This window comes from Burkholderia latens, assembly GCF_902499045.1.
GTDB lineage: Bacteria > Pseudomonadota > Gammaproteobacteria > Burkholderiales > Burkholderiaceae > Burkholderia > Burkholderia latens.
Genome location: NZ_CABVPL010000004.1, coordinates 211,897 through 232,130, shown reverse-complemented (window position 1 = coordinate 232,130; position 20,234 = coordinate 211,897). Strand labels below are relative to the sequence as shown.

At 60.3% G+C, this 20,234-nt stretch carries 21 protein-coding genes and 1 pseudogene; 9 read left to right on the top strand and 13 right to left on the bottom strand.

Features of this window, described 5'->3' with window-relative positions; genetic code table 11:
- The first annotated feature begins 25 nt into the window (after positions 1 to 25).
- Entirely contained in the window at positions 26 to 1,579 is a 1,554-nt protein-coding gene (locus BSE24067_RS04980) for an IS66-like element ISBcen19 family transposase (RefSeq protein ID WP_012337402.1), read from the top strand.
- Positions 1,580 to 1,655: 76 nt separating this feature from the next.
- Here the strand turns inward: BSE24067_RS04980 and BSE24067_RS04975 are convergent.
- The 5 genes and pseudogenes from BSE24067_RS04975 to BSE24067_RS04955 all read right to left on the bottom strand — a co-directional run.
- Positions 1,656 to 1,885, bottom strand: a pseudogene (locus tag BSE24067_RS04975) (ubiquinone-dependent pyruvate dehydrogenase); the annotation flags it as partial.
- Positions 1,886 to 1,957: 72 nt separating this feature from the next.
- Positions 1,958 to 3,087 (bottom strand): IS3 family transposase gene (locus BSE24067_RS04970; protein WP_151062544.1). Its coding sequence is split into 2 segments (ribosomal slippage): positions 1,958 to 2,826 and positions 2,826 to 3,087, totalling 1,131 coding nucleotides; the frame shifts between segments, so codons are not numbered across the junction.
- Between the two features lie 78 nt (positions 3,088 to 3,165).
- Positions 3,166 to 3,558, bottom strand: coding sequence for an aldehyde dehydrogenase family protein (locus BSE24067_RS04965; protein WP_151062543.1), 393 nt, complete (start codon positions 3,556 to 3,558; stop codon positions 3,166 to 3,168).
- A 111-nt stretch (positions 3,559 to 3,669) separates the two neighbouring features.
- Positions 3,670 to 4,260: a thiamine pyrophosphate-dependent enzyme gene (locus tag BSE24067_RS04960; RefSeq protein ID WP_151062542.1), complete on the bottom strand. Its 591-nt coding sequence runs from the start codon at positions 4,258 to 4,260 to the stop codon at positions 3,670 to 3,672.
- The gene (locus BSE24067_RS04955; protein ID WP_151062541.1) at positions 4,260 to 4,793 is read right to left on the bottom strand and encodes a thiamine pyrophosphate-binding protein; all 534 of its coding nucleotides are present in this window, start codon (positions 4,791 to 4,793) and stop codon (positions 4,260 to 4,262) included. The genes BSE24067_RS04960 and BSE24067_RS04955 overlap by 1 nt, the downstream gene beginning before the upstream one ends.
- A gap of 117 nt (positions 4,794 to 4,910) precedes the next feature.
- Between BSE24067_RS04955 and BSE24067_RS04950 the strand changes: the two genes are divergently transcribed.
- The 3 genes from BSE24067_RS04950 to BSE24067_RS32360 all read left to right on the top strand — a co-directional run bounded on the left by BSE24067_RS04950 (position 4,911) and on the right by BSE24067_RS32360 (position 6,655).
- The gene (locus BSE24067_RS04950) at positions 4,911 to 5,912 is read left to right on the top strand and encodes a LysR family transcriptional regulator (protein WP_151062540.1); all 1,002 of its coding nucleotides are present in this window, start codon (positions 4,911 to 4,913) and stop codon (positions 5,910 to 5,912) included.
- A gap of 111 nt (positions 5,913 to 6,023) precedes the next feature.
- Positions 6,024 to 6,308, top strand: coding sequence for an HTD2 family dehydratase (locus tag BSE24067_RS32365; protein ID WP_233629362.1), 285 nt, complete (start codon positions 6,024 to 6,026; stop codon positions 6,306 to 6,308).
- A complete protein-coding gene (locus tag BSE24067_RS32360; protein WP_233629361.1) occupies positions 6,269 to 6,655 on the top strand; it encodes an HTD2 family dehydratase in 387 nt (128 codons plus the stop codon). Before BSE24067_RS32365 ends, BSE24067_RS32360 begins: the two co-directional genes overlap by 40 nt.
- Before the next feature lie 205 nt (positions 6,656 to 6,860).
- On the opposite strand, the gene BSE24067_RS04940 is transcribed toward BSE24067_RS32360, so the two are convergent.
- From BSE24067_RS04940 to BSE24067_RS04910, 7 genes are all read right to left on the bottom strand, one after another.
- Positions 6,861 to 8,006 carry a branched-chain amino acid ABC transporter substrate-binding protein gene (locus tag BSE24067_RS04940; protein WP_151062539.1) on the bottom strand — a complete coding sequence of 382 codons (1,146 nt, stop codon included), beginning with the start codon at positions 8,004 to 8,006 and terminating at the stop codon, positions 6,861 to 6,863.
- Positions 8,007 to 8,270: 264 nt separating this feature from the next.
- Positions 8,271 to 9,773, bottom strand: a complete 1,503-nt coding sequence (gene ansP, locus BSE24067_RS04935; protein WP_151062705.1) for an L-asparagine permease — start codon at positions 9,771 to 9,773, stop codon at positions 8,271 to 8,273.
- A gap of 53 nt (positions 9,774 to 9,826) precedes the next feature.
- Positions 9,827 to 10,633 (bottom strand): alpha/beta fold hydrolase, encoded by an 807-nt coding sequence (locus BSE24067_RS04930; RefSeq protein WP_151062538.1) that lies wholly within the window; start codon positions 10,631 to 10,633, stop codon positions 9,827 to 9,829.
- Between the two features lie 78 nt (positions 10,634 to 10,711).
- Entirely contained in the window at positions 10,712 to 11,929 is a 1,218-nt protein-coding gene (locus BSE24067_RS04925; protein WP_151062537.1) for a pyridoxal phosphate-dependent aminotransferase, read from the bottom strand.
- Positions 11,926 to 12,570: an RraA family protein gene (locus BSE24067_RS04920; protein WP_151062536.1), complete on the bottom strand. Its 645-nt coding sequence runs from the start codon at positions 12,568 to 12,570 to the stop codon at positions 11,926 to 11,928. The genes BSE24067_RS04925 and BSE24067_RS04920 overlap by 4 nt, the downstream gene beginning before the upstream one ends.
- Before the next feature lie 3 nt (positions 12,571 to 12,573).
- Positions 12,574 to 13,254 (bottom strand): RraA family protein, encoded by a 681-nt coding sequence (locus tag BSE24067_RS04915; RefSeq protein ID WP_151062535.1) that lies wholly within the window; start codon positions 13,252 to 13,254, stop codon positions 12,574 to 12,576.
- A 27-nt stretch (positions 13,255 to 13,281) separates the two neighbouring features.
- On the bottom strand, positions 13,282 to 13,941 hold the full coding sequence (locus BSE24067_RS04910; protein ID WP_151062534.1) for an RraA family protein: 660 nt from the start codon (positions 13,939 to 13,941) through the stop codon (positions 13,282 to 13,284).
- Between the two features lie 191 nt (positions 13,942 to 14,132).
- Between BSE24067_RS04910 and BSE24067_RS04905 the strand changes: the two genes are divergently transcribed.
- Positions 14,133 to 15,047 (top strand): LysR substrate-binding domain-containing protein, encoded by a 915-nt coding sequence (locus BSE24067_RS04905; protein WP_151062533.1) that lies wholly within the window; start codon positions 14,133 to 14,135, stop codon positions 15,045 to 15,047.
- Positions 15,048 to 15,162: 115 nt separating this feature from the next.
- Here BSE24067_RS04905 and BSE24067_RS04900 read toward each other — a convergent pair whose 3' ends face one another.
- Positions 15,163 to 16,071 carry a LysR family transcriptional regulator gene (locus BSE24067_RS04900; RefSeq protein ID WP_151062532.1) on the bottom strand — a complete coding sequence of 303 codons (909 nt, stop codon included), beginning with the start codon at positions 16,069 to 16,071 and terminating at the stop codon, positions 15,163 to 15,165.
- 397 nt (positions 16,072 to 16,468) lie between these two features.
- On the opposite strand from BSE24067_RS04900, the gene BSE24067_RS04895 reads away from it, so the two are divergent.
- From BSE24067_RS04895 to BSE24067_RS04880, 4 genes are all read left to right on the top strand, one after another.
- The gene (locus BSE24067_RS04895; protein WP_151062531.1) at positions 16,469 to 17,116 is read left to right on the top strand and encodes a DUF4286 family protein; all 648 of its coding nucleotides are present in this window, start codon (positions 16,469 to 16,471) and stop codon (positions 17,114 to 17,116) included.
- 68 nt (positions 17,117 to 17,184) lie between these two features.
- Complete coding sequence (locus BSE24067_RS04890) at positions 17,185 to 18,444, top strand: MFS transporter (protein ID WP_233629366.1); 1,260 nt, start codon at positions 17,185 to 17,187, stop codon at positions 18,442 to 18,444.
- 68 nt (positions 18,445 to 18,512) lie between these two features.
- On the top strand, positions 18,513 to 19,220 hold the full coding sequence (gene pxpB, locus BSE24067_RS04885) for a 5-oxoprolinase subunit PxpB (RefSeq protein WP_151062529.1): 708 nt from the start codon (positions 18,513 to 18,515) through the stop codon (positions 19,218 to 19,220).
- Positions 19,220 to 20,197 carry a 5-oxoprolinase subunit C family protein gene (locus tag BSE24067_RS04880; protein WP_200076937.1) on the top strand — a complete coding sequence of 326 codons (978 nt, stop codon included), beginning with the start codon at positions 19,220 to 19,222 and terminating at the stop codon, positions 20,195 to 20,197. Before pxpB ends, BSE24067_RS04880 begins: the two co-directional genes overlap by 1 nt.
- The last annotated feature ends 37 nt before the right edge of the window (positions 20,198 to 20,234 follow it).

Below are 20,234 nucleotides of genomic sequence, written 5' to 3'. Positions count from 1 at the left end.
GCAGGGTTCTGGCAGACTGGCCTGCATGAACCCCGCGGACCTCGACGCACTCAACCCGGAACAGTTGCGCGCCCTTGCCGCGCAACTGATTGCCGAGGTCAAGGAGAAGGAGCGGGAAGCGAGTGAACGAGACCGCGAGCTACGCTTCCGGCAGACCCGTATCGATCAACTCACCCACGAGGTCTCGATCCTCAAGCGCCAGCAGTTCGGCCGGCGCAGCGAACAGCTCAACAGCGAGCAGATGAACCTGCTCGACGAGGCGATCGATGGCGACTTGGTTGCCATCGAGATGGAGCTCGAGCAACTCGAGCCGACGCGAGCTGAACGGCAACGCGAGCAGCCGAAACGGGCACCGCTGCCGCCGCAACTGCCACGCACCGACGTCCATCACGAACCGGACAGCACAACGTGCCAGTGCGGTTGCGAACGCATACGGATCGGCGAGGACGTGAGCGAGAAGCTGGACTACACGCCGGGCGTGTTTACGGTGGAACGGCACATCCGCGGCAAGTGGGTGTGCAAGACGTGCGAGACGCTGATCCAAGCGCCGGTTCCACCGCATGTGATCGACAAGGGCATGCCCACCGCCGGGTTGCTCGCGCAGGTGCTGGTCGCCAAGTACGGCGACCACTTGCCCCTGTATCGCCAGGAACAGATCTTTGGTCGTGCGGGACTGGCCATCCCGAGATCCACGCTGGGTGCCTGGGTGGGCCGGTGTGGCGTGCAATTGCAGCCGTTGGTCGACGCACTCGGCCAGGCCATCCTGCAACAGGCGGTGTTGCACGCCGACGAGACGCCGGTGCAAATGCTCAGTCCCGGCAAGGGCAAAACGCACCGGGCATACCTGTGGGCGTATACGTCGACTCAGTTCAGCGAACTGCGCGCGGTGGTCTACGACTTCGCCGAGAGCCGCGCCGGCGCGCACGCTCGCACGTTCCTGAAGGGCTGGCACGGCAAGCTGGTATGCGACGACTACAGCGGGTACAAAGCCTCGTTCCAGCACGGCATCACCGAGATCGGATGCGCGGCCCATGCCCGACGCAAGTTCTTTGAATTGCATGCCAACCACAGCAGCCAGGTTGCGGGGCAGGCCCTGCCGTTCTTTACCGCGCTCTACGACATCGAACGCGAGGCCGCAGCACTGGATGCCGACGAACGGCAGCGGCTTCGACAGCGTCGGGCCAAGCCGGTGTGCGACGCCCTCTATGAGTGGCTGATGGCGCAGCGCAAACTCGTTGCGGAGGGCTCGGCGATTGCGAAGGCGTTGGACTACAGCCTGAAACGATGGGGCGCACTCACGCGCTATCTCGATGACGGGAATGTTCCGATCGACAACAACTGGGTCGAAAACCAGATCCGTCCGTGGGCAGTCGGCCGGTCCAATTGGTTGTTCGCCGGATCACTGCGTGCGGGTCAGCGCGCGGCCGCCATCATGAGCTTGATCCGCTCGGCACAACTGAACGGGCTCGAACCACTCGCCTATCTGAAGGACGTGCTGACGCGCTTGCCGACCCACAAGGCCAACGACATCGACGCGCTGCTGCCGCATCGCTGGCAGCCACTCTCGGCCGCCACCTAAACTCGCTCGTCAAGACGGGTTGGCTGGCCGCTTACCATCTACCGAACGCAACCGCTATTTCACCTCCGGCCCGCTTGCGATACGGGAAATAGGTGCCGAGCATCACCAGCGTGTCGCAGGATTTCAGCGCATGATAGCCGGAGCTGAAGCCGATCAGGCCCGTCATACCGACATCGAACAGATTGTTCCATTCGACATGCTCCTTGCCGCGCCGAGCGTGTCGGCCAGCGCGACCTCCTCCTCGTGCGCGCCAGCGCAGCCGCTGTCGCACAACAGCGCGACGCGCTTCGAGCTATCGTATGAGGCTAGCCCAATTTCCGTCCCAGTCTTAGTTGGAAAATTCCGGCTCTTGAGGCTAGCCCAATTTCCGTCCCAGTCTTAGTTGGAAAATTCCGGCTCTTCGGGGTGGGCCGAACCGGCCCGATCGGTGCACTGGCGGGCGAATTCCGCCGGTGTCATCCACTGCAGCGCAGAGTGAGGGCGCGCCTCGTTATAGTACTCGCGCCAGACTTCGATTTTGCGTCTGGCGTCTTCAAGCGACAAGAACCAGTGTGCGTTGAGGCACTCCTCCCGAAAGCGTCCGTTGAAGGATTCATTCTTCGCATTGTCGGTCGGCTTGCCAGGACGCGAGAAGTCAATCTCCACGCCATTCTCGTACGCCCATTTGTCGAGCGCCTTCGAAATGAACTCGCTGCCATTGTCTGCCTTGATATAGCGGGGAAGCGGACGATGATGCGCGAGCCGAGTCAGCGCGGCGACAACGTGCTCGCCCCGCAACGAGCCGTCGACTTCAATCGCCAGGCATTCTCGCGTGTAGTTGTCCACGATCGTGAGCGTGCGCAAGCGCCGACCATCAAACAGCGCGTCAGCGACGAAGTCCATACTCCAGATTTCGTTGATTGCGCTTACCGACTGCTTTGGCTGTCGTCGCCGAGCCGACTTGTTTCGTCGGGGTCGCTTGTGGCGCAGCGAAAGACCCAGTTCGCGATACACGCGTTCTACTCTCTTGTGGTTGTCTCTCCAGCCTTCCCGGCGAAGCATCACGTACACGCGAGGCGCACCGTAATGCACTCGCACTTCCGTGATCTCCTTGATGCGCATTTCCAGGGCGCTTTGATCCCGCGCGACCGACTCGTAGCGGTAGACCGTGCGGGACAGCTGCAACAACGCGCAGGTCTGCCGCTGGCTTGCGCCGAAACGCTGCATCAAGTCCGTGACAAGCTCACGGCGCCGAGAAGGCTTCAGAGTTTTTTTGACAGCACATCCTGCAGCATGGCCTTGTCCAGCGACAGATCGGCTACGAGCCGCTTGAGCTTCGCGTTCTCCTCCTCAAGCTGCTTCAGCCGGCGCAGTTCCGAGGGCGACAGCCCGCCGTATTTCGTCCGCCAATTGTAGAACGTCGCGTCGCTGATCCCCATCTTGCGGCACACCTCCGCGACCGGCGTGCCCAGCTCGGCCTGCTTCAACGCGTAGGCGATCTGTTCCTCGGTGAACTTGCTCTTCTTCACGGCATGACCTCCTGGTCTCGATGACAACGTCATGCCGGCATTTTCCACTTCCAAATGGGACAGTTTTGTGGGCTAGGGTCACTTGTCGAGAGGGATGACGCTCCCCTGCACCTTGTCCGCAAGACCGCCGTAGTAGTAGAACCACTGCGGCAGGTAGTTGAGCTGCGCGTGCATTTCGGAGTACAGCTTGCCGTTGTCGCGCACCTCGATCCCGGCCAGCCGCGCAGCCTCTTCGGCCAGCCGATCGCCTAGCCGGTGCAGCAGCAGGCCCCGCGCGCTCGCGCCGAGCGCAGGCCAGTTTCCCGAGGTGAACGCGCGGTGAGCGGCGTTGACCGCCCGGTCGACGTCGGCGGCGTTGCCGCGAGCGACCTCCGCCCACGGCTGCCCGGTAAACGGGCTTTCACTTTCGAACCACTCACCGGAAGCCGGTTCGCAGCGCTCTGCGTCGATGTAGTGACGATAGCGTTCCATCAGATTCTCTTCCCAGTGTTTCAGGCATATCGACCTGCGATGTCAGGCAAGCGCGCAACGCCACGCGATGAGCACGTGCAACCCACGCCTGTTTGCCTGAGATACGCGATGTCAGAACGGTGCGTAACCGAGTGATGCGCGGAAGCGGTTCTTGACGAAGACCCCGTCGCGCGGAGGAAGCGCGCGCGGCGGTTCGTTTGCAGCGATGAAAACCTGCGCGAGCGTGGTACCGTTCTTTGCGCGTACGCGCTCGACCACAGCCGCGACGCCATCGAGGCGATCGACGACAAACGCGTCCTGAATGCCGAATCCTTTTGCGACCGCGACGAGGTCCGTGCCAAGACTCGTGTGGCTGCGCTGCATCCCCGTCTCGCCGAAATGGCCGTTATCGAGAACCACGATGGTCAGGTTCTTCGGCTGCTTCACGCCGACCGTCCCGAGGCTGCCGATACCCATCAGCTGCTCGCCATCGCCCGTCACGACCACGACAGGCTTGTCGGGCTGCGCCAGTGCAAGACCGAGACCCAGCGACGCGGCGCCCCCCATGGCACCCCAGAGATAGAAATTCCTGTCATGATCGCCCGCGGCGAACACATCGTACGAGGCCGAACCGAGTCCCGTCACGACGAGCGCTTCGGGCACGGACTCGAGCAGGCTCGCAACGAACTGGCGGCGATCGACAGCGTTAGATGGCTTGGACATTACTTTCTCTCCCATTTCTTGCGGCCGATAAGGCTTTGCGACAGCAGTACCGCGACCTGTTCACCCGCTTCGAAGGCGGCATCAAACCCCGCGCTGACGATTTCGCCCACCTGATCGGGGTCGTCCGCACGCAGCACGGTGATACCCATCAGTTCGAGCGCCGCCTGCGTCTGCTTGCCCATCGGTCCCTGCCACGGATTGAATTCGGCGTACTCGCCGCGCATCGTGACTAGCGTGAAGAACGGAAAGCGGCAGCTTTGCAGCAGCGAAAACATGTTCACGCAGTTGCCGACGCCACTGCTCTGCATCAGCAGGACGGCGCGCTGACCGCCGAGCCACGCGCCGCTGGTGACGGCCACACCTTCCTCTTCCGTGGTCAACACCACGTCCTCGATGTCCGGGTCGGCAATCACGCTCCGGATCACATGCGAATGGCCCGCATCCGGCACATAGGCGACCTGTTTGACGCCACCTTCCTTTAGCACCTCGAAAATGGCCTGCTGCCAGGCTGGCGCCTGAACTGACGTACTCATAAATTCGTCTCCATGGACGCAACGATTTGGTGCAGGAATCATAGTTTGCTTTGTGATAACCCCAGAAATAGAATTATTTGATTCCTCTATACGGTTTTGGTATTGGGCGGGGTTTTCATGGATATCAAGCAGCTTCGAGCATTGCTCGCCGGCGCCGAGACGGGAAGCGTCACGCGGGCGGCCGCATTGCTGCACATCGTGCAGCCGGCCGTTTCCCGGCAACTACGACTCCTCGAGGAGGACATCGGCACGCCGCTTTTTTCGCGCGGCCGCTACGGCATGGATCTCACGGAAGCTGGCGAAATCTTTGTCGAACACCCGCGGCGCGCGCTGGCCGAACTCGATCGCGCGAAATCCGAAATGCAGCCTTCGCGCGGCGTGAGCGGCACCGTGACGGTCGGCCTGTTGCCCAGCACATGCGACCTGCTTGTAAGCGAACTGGTGACTTCCGTCGCATATCAATTTCCCGCCGTACGCATCCGGGTTTCGATGGGGTACACGGGTCATCTGCAAAATTGGCTGGAAATCGGCGAGGTGGATGCCGCACTACTCTACGATCCCAAACCGTCTCCGATACTCCAGGTTACGCCGCTCGTCGAAGAGAAGCTGTGGGTCGTCGCACGTCCGGATGCCGGGTACAGCTCGGGCTCTCCTGTGCATCTCACGCAGGTCGCACACTTGCCAATGATCCTGCCTAACGCGCCGCATGGCATCCGCACGCTCGTACAGGAGGCGTGCATCAGCGCAGGAATCGGGTTGAACGTGGCGGCCGAGACAAACGCGATGAGCGTCCAGAAAAGCCTCGTCTTAGGCGGAGTCGGCATCACGATCCTGCCGGGCATTGCCATCCCGGATGATGTCGCACGGGGCGCGCTCCGTGCGGCGCCCCTCGTCGATGCCGGTCTGCAGCGCAAGATCGTGCTTGCATTGCCGCAAAATCGACGTATCCCCGTGGCTGTGCGCTGTGTCGTCGATGTGCTCGTTGCGCAGATTTCGGACGCGGTGCGACGCGGTATCTGGACGACCGCACAATTGCTAACCGACGAGGCACGCCTTTCCGCTCGACCGGCTTACGCTCCCCAAGAAAATGCGCAAAAAAAGGAAGACGAGCCGCAATAGGTTTGACTTATGACCGCGACTTGAAACTGTTATTTCCGCGCGTCAGAACGTTCACATAGAGTCTCCGTATCGAAAACGAATCCGCCGGCCCAGGCCGCGTCGGAGACACGCATGAACGACCAGGACACGGGAGTCGGCGAGCGTAGGGAAAACGCCAGCGATATCCTCACTCAGACATCTGCAGCCGCCCTGAGCGCGACACTGGGCCACGAGACGCCTCCCCAAGTCGGCGAAGCGCTCCCCCATCTCTGGCACTGGATCTTTTTCAGGCCGACCGTGCCTCAGCACCTCATTGCAGAAGACGGGCATCCGCAAAAAGGCGGCTTCCTCCCTGATCTCGGGCTGCCACGACGCATGTGGGCAGGCGGCCGTTTGCGTTTTCTGTCTCGCTCATAGTCGGTAGCGAAATCAGCCGCGAGTCGAAGGTTCTGAAGGTCAGCGAAAAGGAAGGCCGAAGCGGAAGACTGAGCTTCGTCACCGTCAGCTATCAGATCCGGCGCGCGCACAAACTCGCCATCGACGAAGAACACGACATCGTCTATCGCGAGCCAGCCGTTCGCGGTGCACCGGCGCCCGCACCCACCGCTGCGCCCGATAACGCCTCGTGGAAAAGGGAAATCGTCCCGACGGAAGTGTTGATGTTCCGTTACTCCGCGCTGACTTTCAACGGACACCGCATCCATTACGACAAGCCGTACGCCACGCAGGCGGAAGGCTATCCGAATCTGGTCGTCCATGGGTGACACCTCTTCATGGCGGACATTCTCGCCTAAATCAGTGTCCGGATTCATTAGACCACTACAGACAGGTTCCCGTCGGCCAGCTGAAGCGCAGCGGGCAGAGTGCATATGACTGAGCGATCCCACGCTAGACCGTTGAAATAGCGAAGTACTTGATGACAGGCCGCCTAGAGGCGACCCGTCTCAGCGCGCTAGCTCGCCCACCAAACTACATCTTCACAACGTCAAGCAGCATCTTCTTGCCTGCCTTATAGTCGTAAAGCGAAATCACGCTGTGCTTGAGGTCGCCCTTCGAGTCGAACGTCGTTTCCCCGATCACCCCGGTGTAATCTGTCCTCGGCATTTCTCGCAGAATCTTCGCCGGATCGGTCGAATTCGCGCGCTTCATCGCATCGACAATGATGTACACGGCGTCATAGGTGAAAGGTGCGTAGATCAGAATTGGCTGATGGAAGCGCGCTTCGTATTTCTGCTGGAATTCCTTGCCCGCTGCCATTTTCTCGAGTGCCAGCCCCGCTTGCGAGCAGATCACGTTGTCGGTTGCAGAGCCGGCCAGATCCGCCAGGTTTTCGGTGCACAGACCGTCGCCGGCGAGTACTTTCGCGCGCAGCCCCAGTTGTTTCGACTGCTTCGCGAACGGACCACCCGTCGCGTCCATGCCGCCGTACATGATCACGTCCGGATTTTCACCCTTGATCTTCGTCAAAATCGCACGGAAATCCACCGCCTTGTCGTTCGTCGCATCGTGCGATACGACCTTTACGCCGAGCGCCTTCGCAGTCTTCTCGAACTCGTTCGCGAGCCCTTGGCCATACGCGGTCGCATCGTCGACGATGGCCACCGACTTGACCTTCAGATTCTTCACCGCGTAGTTGGCAAGCGCCGGCCCCTGTTGCGCGTCTGTCGCGACCATTCGGTACGTCGTCTTGAAGCCTTGCTGCGTCAAGATCGGATTGGTTGACGAGGGCGATATCTGCACGATGCCGGCATCGCTGTAGATTTTTGATGCCGGAATCGAGGTACCCGAGTTCAGATGCCCAACTACCGCGACGACGTGGTCATCGACCAACTTTTGAGCGACCTGGGTCGCCTGGCGCGGGTCGGCCGCATCGTCCTGTGCATCGAGCATCACCGTAATCTTCTGACCGCCAATAACGAGCCCCTTCTTGTTAATCTCCTCGACAGCAAGTCTCGCGCCGTTCTCGTTGTCCTTCCCGAGGTGGGCGATCTGGCCGGTCAGCGGCGCGACATGGCCGATTTTGACAATTTGATCGGCCTCAGCCTGTGTTGCAATCGTCGCGCAGAACATCGCAGCGGCCGCGAGGAGCGCGTGCTTTTTCGTCGTGAAATTCATCGTGGTCTCCACCATTAGTCTCCAAGGTAAAGTCATCTCTGACTGTACCGAACACCGTCTCATTGCCAAGCGCGAGTGAACGGTCGATCGAGATTTGTCGACTTACATACAGTTAAAATAACGCGGCTGCACCATACAACCGCTGCGCTCTCAGGATGAGTCAGTACACTTGAAACACGGCGGTAATCTTCTAGAACAGCTTTGGAATTGTTCTATTTTTTGACGATACTGACTCGCAAACGCGACCGGTATCGCGCACGTCTTTCAGTATTTTTCGCTCTCCAGCCCGTTCTCCGTAAGCACGGCCGACGACATTGAGTGCGTCAGTACGCCTCGGTGCGTACGCCTGCTCATCCACATCCAACCAACGACGAGAAGCAATGCAAGAACCGGAATAGACGCGACGGTCCACGTGCCCCCCGGATAATCGAACGCCATCAGTACGAGCACACCGACCAGGAACAGCAATGTGAGCCATGACGTGACGGGCGCCCCCGGCATCTTGAACGGAACATCCTCCGCATCGCCGCGCGCGACTGCTGCGCGGAACCTCATCTGGCATACAACGATGAATCCCCACGTGCTGATGATGCCGATCGATGCAACGTTGAGAACTATCTCGAACACGCTGGTCGGCACTAGATAGTTCAGCATGACACCGACGAGATATATTGCGACCGTTACGAGAATCCCGGCATATGGCACCGATTGCGTGCTCATTCGCGCTAGAAATTTCGGCGCGGACCCGCCCATTGACAGCGAGCGCAACACACGGCCGGTCGAATACAACCCGGAGTTGAGGCTCGACAGTGCGGCCGACAGCACAACGATATTCATCACTGAACCCACGCCGGAAATGCCGAGCGCGCTGAAGAAAGTAACGAACGGGCTCTGTCCTGCCTTGTACGCGCTCCAAGGCAGAAGGCATACGAGCAATACAATCGACGCAACATAGAACAGCGCTATCCGCCAAATCACACTGTTGATTGCACGCGGCAGCACGCTTCGTGCATCCTTGCACTCGCCTGCAGCAGTTCCCACCAGCTCGACACCAGCAAATGCAAATACAACTCCCTGCACTAACACCAACGCCGGCATCATTCCGTGCGGGAAAAGGCCGCCGTTATCAGCAATCAGATGCATACCCGTCGCGCTGCCCGCTACCTCCCCCCCGCCGCCGAGGATCGCGGTCCCGACGATCAAGAAAATCACGATCGCCGCAACCTTGACCAAGGCGAACCAGAACTCCATCTCGGCAAACCATTTCACGCCAATCAAGTTCATCGCCGCGACGATGAATAGCGCAATCAACGCGAACGCCCACTGCGGAACAGCTGCGAACGCACCCCAGTAGTGCATGTACAGCGCGACCGCGGTGATGTCGACAATGCCTGTCATCGCCCAGTTCAGAAAGTACATCCAGCCAGCGACGAATGATGCCTTCTCACCCAGGAATTCGCGTGCGTACGATACGAAGCTGCCGCTGCTTGGCCGATGCATCACCAGCTCGCCGAGGGCGCGAAGAATGAGAAACGAAAATCCGCCGCACACAAGATAAACGATCGCCAGCGAGGGGCCAGCCGCTTGCAGGCGCGCGCCCGCACCCAGAAAAAGGCCGGTGCCGATCGCTCCACCGATCGCAATCATCTGCACCTGTCGATTACCCAGGGTCTGGTGATATCCGGACTCGTGAGACTCGAGCCAAGCTTTGCGGCTGGCTCCCTCCCCTTGCCCAACTACTACACCTTCTTTTCTCTTTGAATTCATCATTGTCTCCGCCGTCAGCCTCTGGTCCGACGTCTTTTCTTCAAGCCGCCATGTCAGCTTGATCGCTTTTGAAACGCTGCAATCGCCTCCCACATCAACACCGGATTGGAATACATCGGAAAATGTCCGCAATCTGGTATTTCGGCCAGTTCAACCCCGTTCTCCTGGATGTGCTTCAGATAGGAAAGGGATGCATTCTGCTCGCCATACATAAACATCCGAGGCATCGGCAGACCGAGGAACTTCGTCATAAGATCGCCGTTATCCGACAGATCGACCATCGATCGAAAAATACCGCCGACGGCTTCGGCGCGAACCTTGTGGCGCAGACTCGCCGAATATAGGGCGCTTGCATAAGCAGGCGCATGCAGCGTGCGTTCAATGAAGTCGTCAAAAAACCGTTGGGCGTCGTCCCGTGCATGGTCGACGATCTGTCGGCTGAGAAAGCAGTCTTCCGGAGCGATGTTTCCTTCAATATCGACAAAGCTTAGAACACGCTCGGGCTGCTGGTGTGCGAACATCAATGAGGTCAAACCGCCCATCGAATGCCCGATCAGATGAAAGCGATCGAAACCGATATGGTCCAGAACAGCTCTGGCAGTCTTCACAAGAAACGGGATATTGATCTGCGACAGATCGGCACAACGGGTCTCGCCGCACCCCGGTGCGTCATATGCAATAAACGGATGCCCGTCAAATGCGGCATGACGCACGATATCTGCGTAGTCCTCTTTCGTGGAACCGAAGCCGTGCAGGAACACGATCGGCGCTTTTTCGCCGTCACGATGAATGGCCGAAACGTCCAGCGCCGTGCCGTCGACGTTAAACCGGAACTGCGACCGGGTAAATTCACGAGTCATCTAAATCACCTTGCACTAATATCGCCGCGGCGCGGCCTCGATTCACCGAAGGTAACGAGCCCGCGCACGCGACTACGTTCAATCCGCAAGCGTCGTGCAGAAATCCTGAATGGCCGCGCAAGCGCGCGCCAGGGACTTGTCGTCGAGGGCGTATGCGATGCGAATGTAAGGCCCAAGACCGAACGCGCTGCCATGCACGGTGGCGACACCGGCCTCGTCGAGCAGCGCGTTGACCACCGCCTCGTCGCTGTCGAGATGTACCCCCGCACGCGTCGTCTTGCCGATCAGGCCTTCACATGACGCAAACACGTAGAACGCGCCCTGTGGTACCGCGCAACGCAGACCCGGCGCTTGGGCGAGCTGTTCAATGACCAGTTCACGCCGGCGCTGGAATGCGATGCGCGAGTGTTGGATGAAGTCTTGCGGTCCCGTCAATGCGGCGACCGCGGCATGCTGCGAAATAGTCGATGCACCCGACGTCTGCTGCCCTTGCAGCTTCTCCATCGCTTCGATCAACCAGCCGGGACCCGTGCCGAAGCCGATACGCCAGCCCGTCATCGCATACGCTTTGGATACGCCGTTCATCGTCAGCACGCGGTCGCGTAGACGCGGCTCGACTTGGGCGAGCGTAAAAAACTCGATGCCGTCGAAGATCAAATGCTCGTAAATGTCATCTGAGAGCACCAGCACCCTCGGGTGCGCGAGCAGCACCTCCGCCAACGCCTGCAGTTCCGCGCGGCTGTAGACCGCACCTGTCGGGTTCGACGGCGAATTCAGAATCAGCCAGCGCGTGCGCGGCGTGATCGCCGCTTGCAACGCGTCGGCCGTAAGTTTGAAACCGCTTTCTGCCCCGCATGGAACGATCACAGACATCGCGCCGCAGAGCTGTACGATTTCAGGGTAGCTGACCCAATACGGCGCCGGCACCACAACCTCGTCGCCCTCGTTAAGCGTGGCGGCCAATGCATTGAAGATCACTTGCTTGCCACCATTGCACACGAGCGTGTCGCGCCAGTCGACGTTCAGACCGTTCTCGCGCTCGAACTTCGCGGCGATAGCCTCACGCAGCGCGCGCAGCCCCGCGACCTGCGTGTAGCGCGTATGACCTGCCCGGATCGCCGCGATGCCAGCTTCGCGAATGTGTTCCGGAGTATCGAAATCCGGCTCGCCGGCGCTCAGCGAGATCACCGCCGCACCACTGGCGCGCCGTGCGGCCACGCGATCCATCACCTTATACGTGGCCGACGGACGGGCTTCGGCCAGGAAGCGATTCAGAACTTCTGCTGGTACGGTCATTGCGCGGCCCTCCAGCTGGTGAGCCCCATCAGCTCCAGCGTGCTGCGCCCTTCACGCAACGCGTCCATCATCTTTGCTTCCTTCTCGGCACGGATCTGCCCCTGAGCCAGCGTCTCTCCGACGTGTGCCGCCGGGATCACGAGGACACCGTCATCGTCAGCAATGACCAGATCCCCAGGCGCCACCGGCGTGCCGGCAAAGCTGATCGGCTGCCCAACCGACGGTGCACTGGCCTTGATCGTGCCGCGCATGCAGATACCGCGGGTGAACACGGGAAACCGCCGGTTGATCAGGGCCGCGATGTCCCGCACACCTCCGTCGATGACCAGACCGACGACACCGGCAGCCTCGGCCGCCACGGTCAGCACTTCGCCCCAGTAGCCCGACAAGAAGCCACCGGTCGATACGACGAGCACACTCCCCCTCGGCACCTGTTCCATCGCAATGTGGATAGACAGGTTGTCGCCCGGGGAACATTCCAGCGGATACGCAGGCCCGGCAATCGAGGCCCCCTGCCATACTGTGCGAATCGCGGGATCGACCGAGCTAGTAGCAAGACCGGACGCTTCGTGCAGCGTCGATGTACCAAGCGTGCACGCTTGCGCCAGCAGAAGCGGGTCGTACGAACGGGCGTTGATCATGACTCAACCCTTGGTTTGAAGTTTGTGATAGCCGAGTGCGGCGCGTGCGTCGCCGAGGGACTTGCCTTCCGCGATCAGCTCGCGGATCCGCGACTCGACTTCCTCGATCGTGCGGGCAATTTCGGCTACTTCACGGGCGCGGCCGCGCGGCACGACGACGACACCGTTCGCATCTGCCACCACAATGTCCCGCGCCGCCACGCGGACGGTTCCAATCCCCACCGTGGTATTCACCGATTCGACCTGCACGCGGTCCTTGCCTGTCCGCATGAAGCGACCAGCCGTAAACAGCGGATAGTTGTCGGCCAGCGCCGTGTTCACGTCGCGACAGACACCGTCGATCACGGTGCCGGCGATCTCACGCAGCCCTGCGTACTGGGTCATGATGTCGCCCCAGACCGTGCAATCGGTGCGACCGTCGTTGTCGATGACGACCACGTCTCCCTCCGCGACCTCATCAATGAAGTCCCCGACGGTGCCGGGCGGATCGCTGGCCGGCACGTACTTGACGGTAAATGCCGGCCCTACGACCACCTTCGTATAGTTCGCCAGCGGCATGATGCCCAGCGACTGCCCGTGCAAGCCCAGCTTGTCCATGGCGTCGGAGACACCGGGGGTGTCCAGCCCGGCGAACAACGAGACCAATTCCCGATCTTCCTCGCTCGCTCTGTTCGGATTCGTCATACAAAAAAGCTCCCCAATGGTGTCGAATCAGCGGGCCGCGATGGCCTCGAATTCCTTGTCATGCATGACCTCGGCAACGGACCTGCCGGCGCGCACGGCTGCGACCATGCCATCCTGCCGACGCGCAATGCGCTCGCCGAGATCCAGCACCTCCTCGATACGCGCTGCCGGCACGAACACCGTGCCGCAGCGATCGGCAATGACGTAGTCCCCCTCGTGCACGGTGACGCCCCCCATCTGGACTGCTTTGCCGGAGTCAACCTGGATCACGCGATTGCGCGCGCTGATCATCGTCACGCCGCGACCGTAGACCGGATAGCCGATCGACTCGCTGCCCTCGATGTCGCGGCTCAGGCCGTCGATGACGGATCCGCGGATTTGCTTTGCCGTGGCGGCATTGGCGAGAATGTCGCCCCAGCACGAAATTCCGTCAGCACCGCCCGCAATCACCAGCACGCGGTCGTTCGTGGTTACCGCATCGATGACAGGCGAGATCAAATGCACGGTGGGCTTGGCATCCGCTTTGGGACCAAGCTGAATCGTGCTCGCGCGGCCAACGATCTTCGGGCAGTCCCACAAAGGGCGAAGGCCGTAAGTCGCGCCCGGGAGATCGAGAAAATCGAGCGCATCGGAAACGGTGTTGGTGTCGAGCGCGGCGAGGCGGTCGAGGATCGAGGTGAGGTTCATCGCGGTTGCGTTCGTTGACAGGTGGCACAATCGTCGCGTTACCACGTTGATCTGTAAATTTCTAATTTCGTATCTGGCTGATACCATTTTCGAATCAGCGAAAACCTGTGTTTTGGGGTCAGGCGAGCGGAAAATGTGCACCTTCCTGCGAATTTTTCTATCGCCGAACATTCAGGACGGAGAAAACCCGCATGAGCAATACGATCGACTTCAGGCTAATTCGCCAGCTGTGGATGTTTCTGGCCGTTGCCGAAGAACAGCACTTTGGACGAGCGGCGAAGCGCTTGAACGTATCTCAGCCGCCATTGACGGCTCAGATAAAGATCCTCGAGCAATCGCTAGGGCTTCAGCTTTTTTATCGCTCCCGCCAGGGCACGCAACTCAGCCCCGCCGGCGCCGCGATCCTGCCTGCCGTACAACAATTCACGAGTCAGGTCGAACGGCTAGAGCGCGTCGTCCGTGAGGTCGCATCGGGACGGTCCGGGGTCCTGCACGTGGGAGCCATTACGTCCGCGATGCTCGAAACTGTCCCGCCCCTGCTGGACGAGCTCAAGCGGGCTCATCCGGATCTGACGGTTTTCGTGAAGGAAATTGACAGCGTCGACGCAATTCCCGCGCTCGAAGCGGGAGAGCTGGATCTCGCATTCGTGCGCGTCGACAGAGAGGTCGGAAACGGCATCCTTACGATGCCGCTTGCCGAAGATCGCCTGGCCGTCGCGCTTCCCAAGGATCACGCGCTTGCGTCGTTGCCGAGAGTACGATTGCGATCCTTGGCGGGTGAGCAAATGGTCGTTTCGTCGCGACAGGTCGCGCCGGACTATTTCGACTTGCTGATGTCCGTTTGCCGATCCCATGGGCTGGCACCTCGCGTCATGCACGAGGTCCGATCGATTACGTCACAGGTCGCGTACGTCGGTTGCGGACAAGGTGTTGCCCTGGTGCCGTCGTCAATGCGCAAGCTGGTACCCGGAAACGTCGTCGTGAGACCTTTGAAAGAAAGGGTGATGGTGATAACGGCGGCACTGGTATGGAACTCGAACCGCTACCACCCAATGGTGGACGCAGTGGTTGCTTTGTTGAAACAACAGCCGGCCCGCCGCCTCTGAGCCGTCACCATGCCGGTGAACTGCCCCGATGCTGTTCGCTGTATTGCGAGCCGATGCCACGTTGGGAAACCGGGAGGCGGCATGGCCGATTCCCACGTCCTCTCGACTGCAACGTTCAAACCTGCGAGAACGGCACGGGTAACGAACGGGTGAAGCGATCAGCCTCCTGACAGGCGAGATCCGCGACAAAGCGGATTGCATCGGATGCTCGGCTTTCCATGTAGCTGACGACCAGCCCTTGAGGCCGCAGGGGCAATCCAAAGGGGATGATCTCGACCTCCCCGCGCTCCACCTGATCCCGCACCGGCGGCAACGGAATCAGCGCGTTGCCGAAACCGCTCTTGACCAGCCTCACGATGGCATCGATCGAGTTGGCGCAATGGACTTTTCCCATCGGCACGTCCGCGCGTTTGAAGACGTCCCGGAGTACGAGATAGGGCTGCGATCCACGGCTCATCGAGACAACCGGTCGCGCGAGCAGTTCATGGACGTCCATACCGACCGACGCCGAGCCGGGCCTGCCGATCCATCCCATTGCCATCGGCAGACAGGCCTTGCTGTACATCCCCTGCCCGATCAATTGATCAGTCTGCAGCGCAACGTCCACATCTCCATCGCGCAGACTCCGATTGAGCCGCTCCGACGATTCCGCGCTCAACTGAACCTCGATCCCGGGATACGTCGACTGCAGATGCTCGACAAATCCAATAAGCCAGGTGTGAACAATGGTATCGATCGCGCCGATACGCACGCTCCCGAGCAGTTTCCGGTCAGTTCGCCCAAGTTGCATGATTTCACTTTGAAGTTCAAGCATGCGCTCGCCATACTGAATCAGCCGCACGCCGACCGGAGTAAGGCGCATCTCACGTGAATCCCGATCGAACACGCGCGCACCGATCTCTTCTTCGAGAGCCGCGATGCGATTCGAGATGGCCGCCTGAGTGACGTGCAAGCGCTCGGCGGCTGAGCGAAAGCTGCCAAGCTCGACGGCAACGAGGAAACTTTCCAAAAAGCGGGTGTTCATGGGGAAGGAATCCTGGCAAACGTATGCGAGTAAGCCGCCGCGCGAAAGCGCTTGGTGCGGATATAGCAGACGGACTTTCGCCCGAAAATTTTTCCGTGTAAATCCCCGGAAACCGCAGACGAATACGACGCCCCACTGGCGATCAAGTACCGGACACCCATCCGTCCCCTCTGCCGTTATCGCCTACATTGCCGGTATCACGTGCCCGGGGAAAACCCGCCCCAGCTGCCACGTCGCCAGATGCGGCAATCACCGCTACTGCCCGTTCCGGCGTACCCGGGGGCCCCGTCAACAAGAAAAACTTATCAGTTTTACCAACAAATTCCCGGTTGCCCAGCATTTATTGGGTAGAGACGATGAACCGGTCTAATCCATTCGGAAACTCAAGGAGACAAGTATGGAGCCGCGCGGGTTGCTGTTCGTCGCATCCGATGTCGATGCGCAGGACGAAGAGGACTTCAATCGATGGTATGACAGCGAACACCTCGAGGATCGAGTCAGGATGGACGGCGTTTTGTCCGCGTCGCGTTACGTCGCCGTTAGCGGTGGCCGGCGCTACCTGGCGCTGTACTGGGCGCGTGCGGTATCTGCCTTCGACTCTCCTGCATACGCGCACGCGTTTCGTCACCAGACGCCATGGTCCATCGACGTACTGTCGAAGATGCGCTCACCAGTGCGGCGGATCGGCACCCTGCACGCCGAAATCGGCAAAGGGTCCGGCGGATGGCTGGCGATTTTGCAGCTGGGCATGTCGGACGAAGCCGAGCGACTCATTGAACAATGTATCAAGCTCGGACACACGCTGTCGCAACGCACCGGTTTCGTCCGCTCATACCTGCTTCTTCCGAACGACGAGTTAAGCAGGCCTCTGCCGCTAGAGGACATGTCTTGTCGCCAAATGCGACCGATTCTGATCATCGAGAGCAGCAGCGCGTCATCAAGCGAATCGGCACTGCAAACTGCCATCAACGCGCTTAACGGCTCGATGGCGGATACCGCAAGGTATTGCCTTGCATGGAACCTCGATGCCAAGGAGTGTGCGTAATGGAAAACTCGACGACGTTCGCGCAGGACAAGCATGCCTCGCATGAGGGTTCCATCCTCAAGCCGCGCATGGGCCGTCTCGCCGCCGCGAGTTCAATCGGCACTACGCTCGAATGGTTCGATTTCACCATCTACAACCTGATGGCCGCGCTGGTGTTCAACACGATCTTCTTTCCGTCGTTCGATCCGATGACGGGCACCATCCTCGCCTTCTCAACTTATGCCGTTGGCTATCTGTCGCGCCCGTTCGGTGGCATCGTATTCGGTCACCTGGGGGACAAGCTCGGCCGGCGATTCGTGCTTGTTGCAACACTCGTCATGATGGGCGCGGCAACTGGAGCGATGGGATTGTTGCCGACTTATCAGGTGTGGGGTATCTGGAGTCCGATCTTGCTGGTCGCCCTGAGGTTCCTACAAGGCGCGGCAATTGGTGGCGAATGGGCGGGCGCCGTTCTGTTGTCCATGGAACACGGCGATCAACGTCACCGCGGACTCAATGCGTCGTTTGCCCAGGTCGGGCCGGCGTGCGGCACATTGCTCGGCGCGGGATTTCTTGCCATGTGCTCGACGTTGTTGTCGACTCACGATTTCCAGTACTGGGGATGGCGTATTCCGTTTCTCTCAAGCGCCATTCTGGTGGCGTTCGGCCTGTGGTTGCGGCGCGGTGTAGATGAAACGCCCATGTTCAAGCAACTGGAACGCCACAGTCAAAAGGCACAGCTTCCGATCAAGGAAGTCGTTGCCGGACATTGGCGACGATTGCTGATCGCCGGCAGCGTGCGCATCGGTTCCGATCTCGTCTACGGCCTTTTGATCGTCTTCTCGCTTACCTACATCACGACCATTCTGCATCTGCCACGCTCGCTCGCACTCACCGCGACGATGCTCGGGTCTGTATTGCATGCAATTTGTGTCCCAATCTTCGGTGGCTTGTCCGACCGGCTGGGCCGACGCATTGTATATGGTTCGGGCGCCGTGCTGTCGATCGCATGGGCGTTCGCATACTTCGCGCTGATGGATTCGCGTCAGCCTGCAAGCATCTGCGCCGCGGTGGTGATTGGCATGCTTTTCCAGGCAATGATGTATGGGCCGCAGGCTTCATTCGTGACGGAACAGTTTCCGACCCGTGTCCGGTATGCCGGCGCTTCGCTCGCGGCAACGCTCGGCGGCATCGTAGGTGGTGCGTTCGGGCCGTTGGCCTTCGCCGCTCTATACAAGGCGTATCTGTCTGTCGTGCCAATTGCGCTATACGTCGGCACCGGCCTCGCCATCACGCTCGCCGCCCTGTATGCGGCCCGGGAAACCGCCCGCGACCCGCTCCAGGAATGAACGAAGCGAACCGCGGCACATGCCGCCCACTCCTCCGAACGAGCAAGCTGAGCGACGAAATGAACCGAATGACCTCTCCTGCTGAACTCGTGGCGTCCGATCGTCGGTCTGCCGCTGAACCTCGCGTTCATGCAGCCGGGGCTGGCGCGATTCTGTTCGATCCATCGAACGGTCCCTTCGATCCCATATTGCAGCAGCGACTTTTTGCGCTCGCACAGCGAATCCGCTCGTTAGGGGACGCGAAACGATCGCAGGAGCTGGTATTGGGCGTCAACAATCTCCTGTTCGTTTTCGACCCGCTGTCGCTTGCTCCCAGAGAGGCCGGCGATTTGATGGTCCGACTCTGGGAAACGACGGAACCCCTCGTTCAGCTCGGCCGGGAGATCGAGATTCCCGTCGTATATGGTGGTGATGCCGGTGAGGACTTGCGTCAACTGGCAGCGGGCGCGCTGATGGATGTCCGCGAATACATCCGGCGTCACGCTGAAGCGGAGTACAGCGTGGCCAGCATCGGCTCCATGCCGGGTTTCGCTTACATGACGGGATTGCCGCCGGAATTGAGGGTGCCAAGACGGAAGGTTCCGCGGATCAAGGTCCCGGCCGGCACGGTGATCGTTGGCGGCGCGCAGGCCGGCGTCATGCCATGCACGGCGCCGTCCGGATGGCATCTGCTAGGTACGACCACGCTCGAAATGTTTAACGTCAAACGTGACCCGGTCTGCTTGTTGTCGCCGGGCGACCGGGTTCGATTCAGCGTAGCGAGGATTGAACTGTGATGGAAGTACTGTCGAATGGTGCCGCGAACCTTATTCAGGATCTCGGTCGGCGCGGACACCTTGAGAGTGGGATCAGCCGTGGCGGTGCGATGGACACCATGGCGCTCACGCTCGCAAACGCTTTGGTCGGCAACGATCCCGGCGCGGCCGGTATCGAGGTCAATATGTTCCCGTTCCGGCTGCGCTTTCAGCAGGATACCGATTTCGCGACGACCGGGGCCGACTGCACCGTTCGCCTCGATGATCTGACACTCGCGCCATGGTGGCGCCGCTCGGCCAAGGCTGGGCAAACTGTCGTGATTGAACATCCCAGGAGAGGGGCGCGCGCGTATCTCGCAATCGGCGGAGGAATCGATATCGAGCCAATTTTGGGATCCGAAGCTACCGATCTCAAAGGCGGTTTCGGTGGGATGGAGGGTCGAGGCCTGAAACGCGGCGACGTGCTGAAGGTGCGAAGCCGCCGCACTCCTCCAGTCAGCAAGGCATCCGGGCTTGGCATTGTTCCGCAACGCCTGGCTTCATTCATGCAGGAACTATCAAAAGGCTGCGTGACCGTCAGATTCTTGCGGGGCGCCGAATATGACCGCTTCACGGAATCGGCCCGCGCTGAGTTCGGGCAATCCGAATATGAAGTGACGGCGGAAGCCAATCGAGTGGGATATCGCCTCAGCGGCCCAATGCTCCCGCTGACCGAGCACGTCGAACTGCTGTCGCACGGGATCGTCCCCGGCACGGTTCAGGTTCCGTCATCCGGACAGCCGATCGTTCAGATGGCGGAAGCCAATACATGTGGCGGATACCCGAAGATTGCGACCGTCATCGAGGCCGATCTCTGGAAACTCGCGCAGGCGCCGGTGGGATGCCAGGTCCGCTTCCAGGTAACGGACGTCGAAACGGCCGTTAACGCATTGCGCGAACAGGCCGATGAATATGCCCGCATCCGCGGCAATCTTTCAATGATGGCCGATCGAGACTGACAACGACGCTCGTCAATGAAGCTTTCCGAAGAGGACA

Coding starts and splice junctions, on each gene's coding strand:
- BSE24067_RS04980 (WP_012337402.1), top strand. CDS start 26: ATGAACCCCGCGGACCTCGACGCACTCAACCCGGAACAGTTGCGCGCC.
- BSE24067_RS04965 (WP_151062543.1), bottom strand. CDS start 3,558: ATGGAACGCTATCGTCACTACATCGACGCAGAGCGCTGCGAACCGGCT.
- BSE24067_RS04960 (WP_151062542.1), bottom strand. CDS start 4,260: ATGTCCAAGCCATCTAACGCTGTCGATCGCCGCCAGTTCGTTGCGAGC.
- BSE24067_RS04955 (WP_151062541.1), bottom strand. CDS start 4,793: ATGAGTACGTCAGTTCAGGCGCCAGCCTGGCAGCAGGCCATTTTCGAG.
- BSE24067_RS04950 (WP_151062540.1), top strand. CDS start 4,911: ATGGATATCAAGCAGCTTCGAGCATTGCTCGCCGGCGCCGAGACGGGA.
- BSE24067_RS32365 (WP_233629362.1), top strand. CDS start 6,024: ATGAACGACCAGGACACGGGAGTCGGCGAGCGTAGGGAAAACGCCAGC.
- BSE24067_RS04940 (WP_151062539.1), bottom strand. CDS start 8,006: ATGAATTTCACGACGAAAAAGCACGCGCTCCTCGCGGCCGCTGCGATG.
- ansP (WP_151062705.1), bottom strand. CDS start 9,773: ATGAATTCAAAGAGAAAAGAAGGTGTAGTAGTTGGGCAAGGGGAGGGA.
- BSE24067_RS04930 (WP_151062538.1), bottom strand. CDS start 10,633: ATGACTCGTGAATTTACCCGGTCGCAGTTCCGGTTTAACGTCGACGGC.
- BSE24067_RS04925 (WP_151062537.1), bottom strand. CDS start 11,929: ATGACCGTACCAGCAGAAGTTCTGAATCGCTTCCTGGCCGAAGCCCGT.
- BSE24067_RS04920 (WP_151062536.1), bottom strand. CDS start 12,570: ATGATCAACGCCCGTTCGTACGACCCGCTTCTGCTGGCGCAAGCGTGC.
- BSE24067_RS04915 (WP_151062535.1), bottom strand. CDS start 13,254: ATGACGAATCCGAACAGAGCGAGCGAGGAAGATCGGGAATTGGTCTCG.
- BSE24067_RS04910 (WP_151062534.1), bottom strand. CDS start 13,941: ATGAACCTCACCTCGATCCTCGACCGCCTCGCCGCGCTCGACACCAAC.
- BSE24067_RS04905 (WP_151062533.1), top strand. CDS start 14,133: ATGAGCAATACGATCGACTTCAGGCTAATTCGCCAGCTGTGGATGTTT.
- BSE24067_RS04900 (WP_151062532.1), bottom strand. CDS start 16,071: ATGAACACCCGCTTTTTGGAAAGTTTCCTCGTTGCCGTCGAGCTTGGC.
- BSE24067_RS04895 (WP_151062531.1), top strand. CDS start 16,469: ATGGAGCCGCGCGGGTTGCTGTTCGTCGCATCCGATGTCGATGCGCAG.
- BSE24067_RS04890 (WP_233629366.1), top strand. CDS start 17,185: ATGGGCCGTCTCGCCGCCGCGAGTTCAATCGGCACTACGCTCGAATGG.
- pxpB (WP_151062529.1), top strand. CDS start 18,513: ATGACCTCTCCTGCTGAACTCGTGGCGTCCGATCGTCGGTCTGCCGCT.
- BSE24067_RS04880 (WP_200076937.1), top strand. CDS start 19,220: ATGGAAGTACTGTCGAATGGTGCCGCGAACCTTATTCAGGATCTCGGT.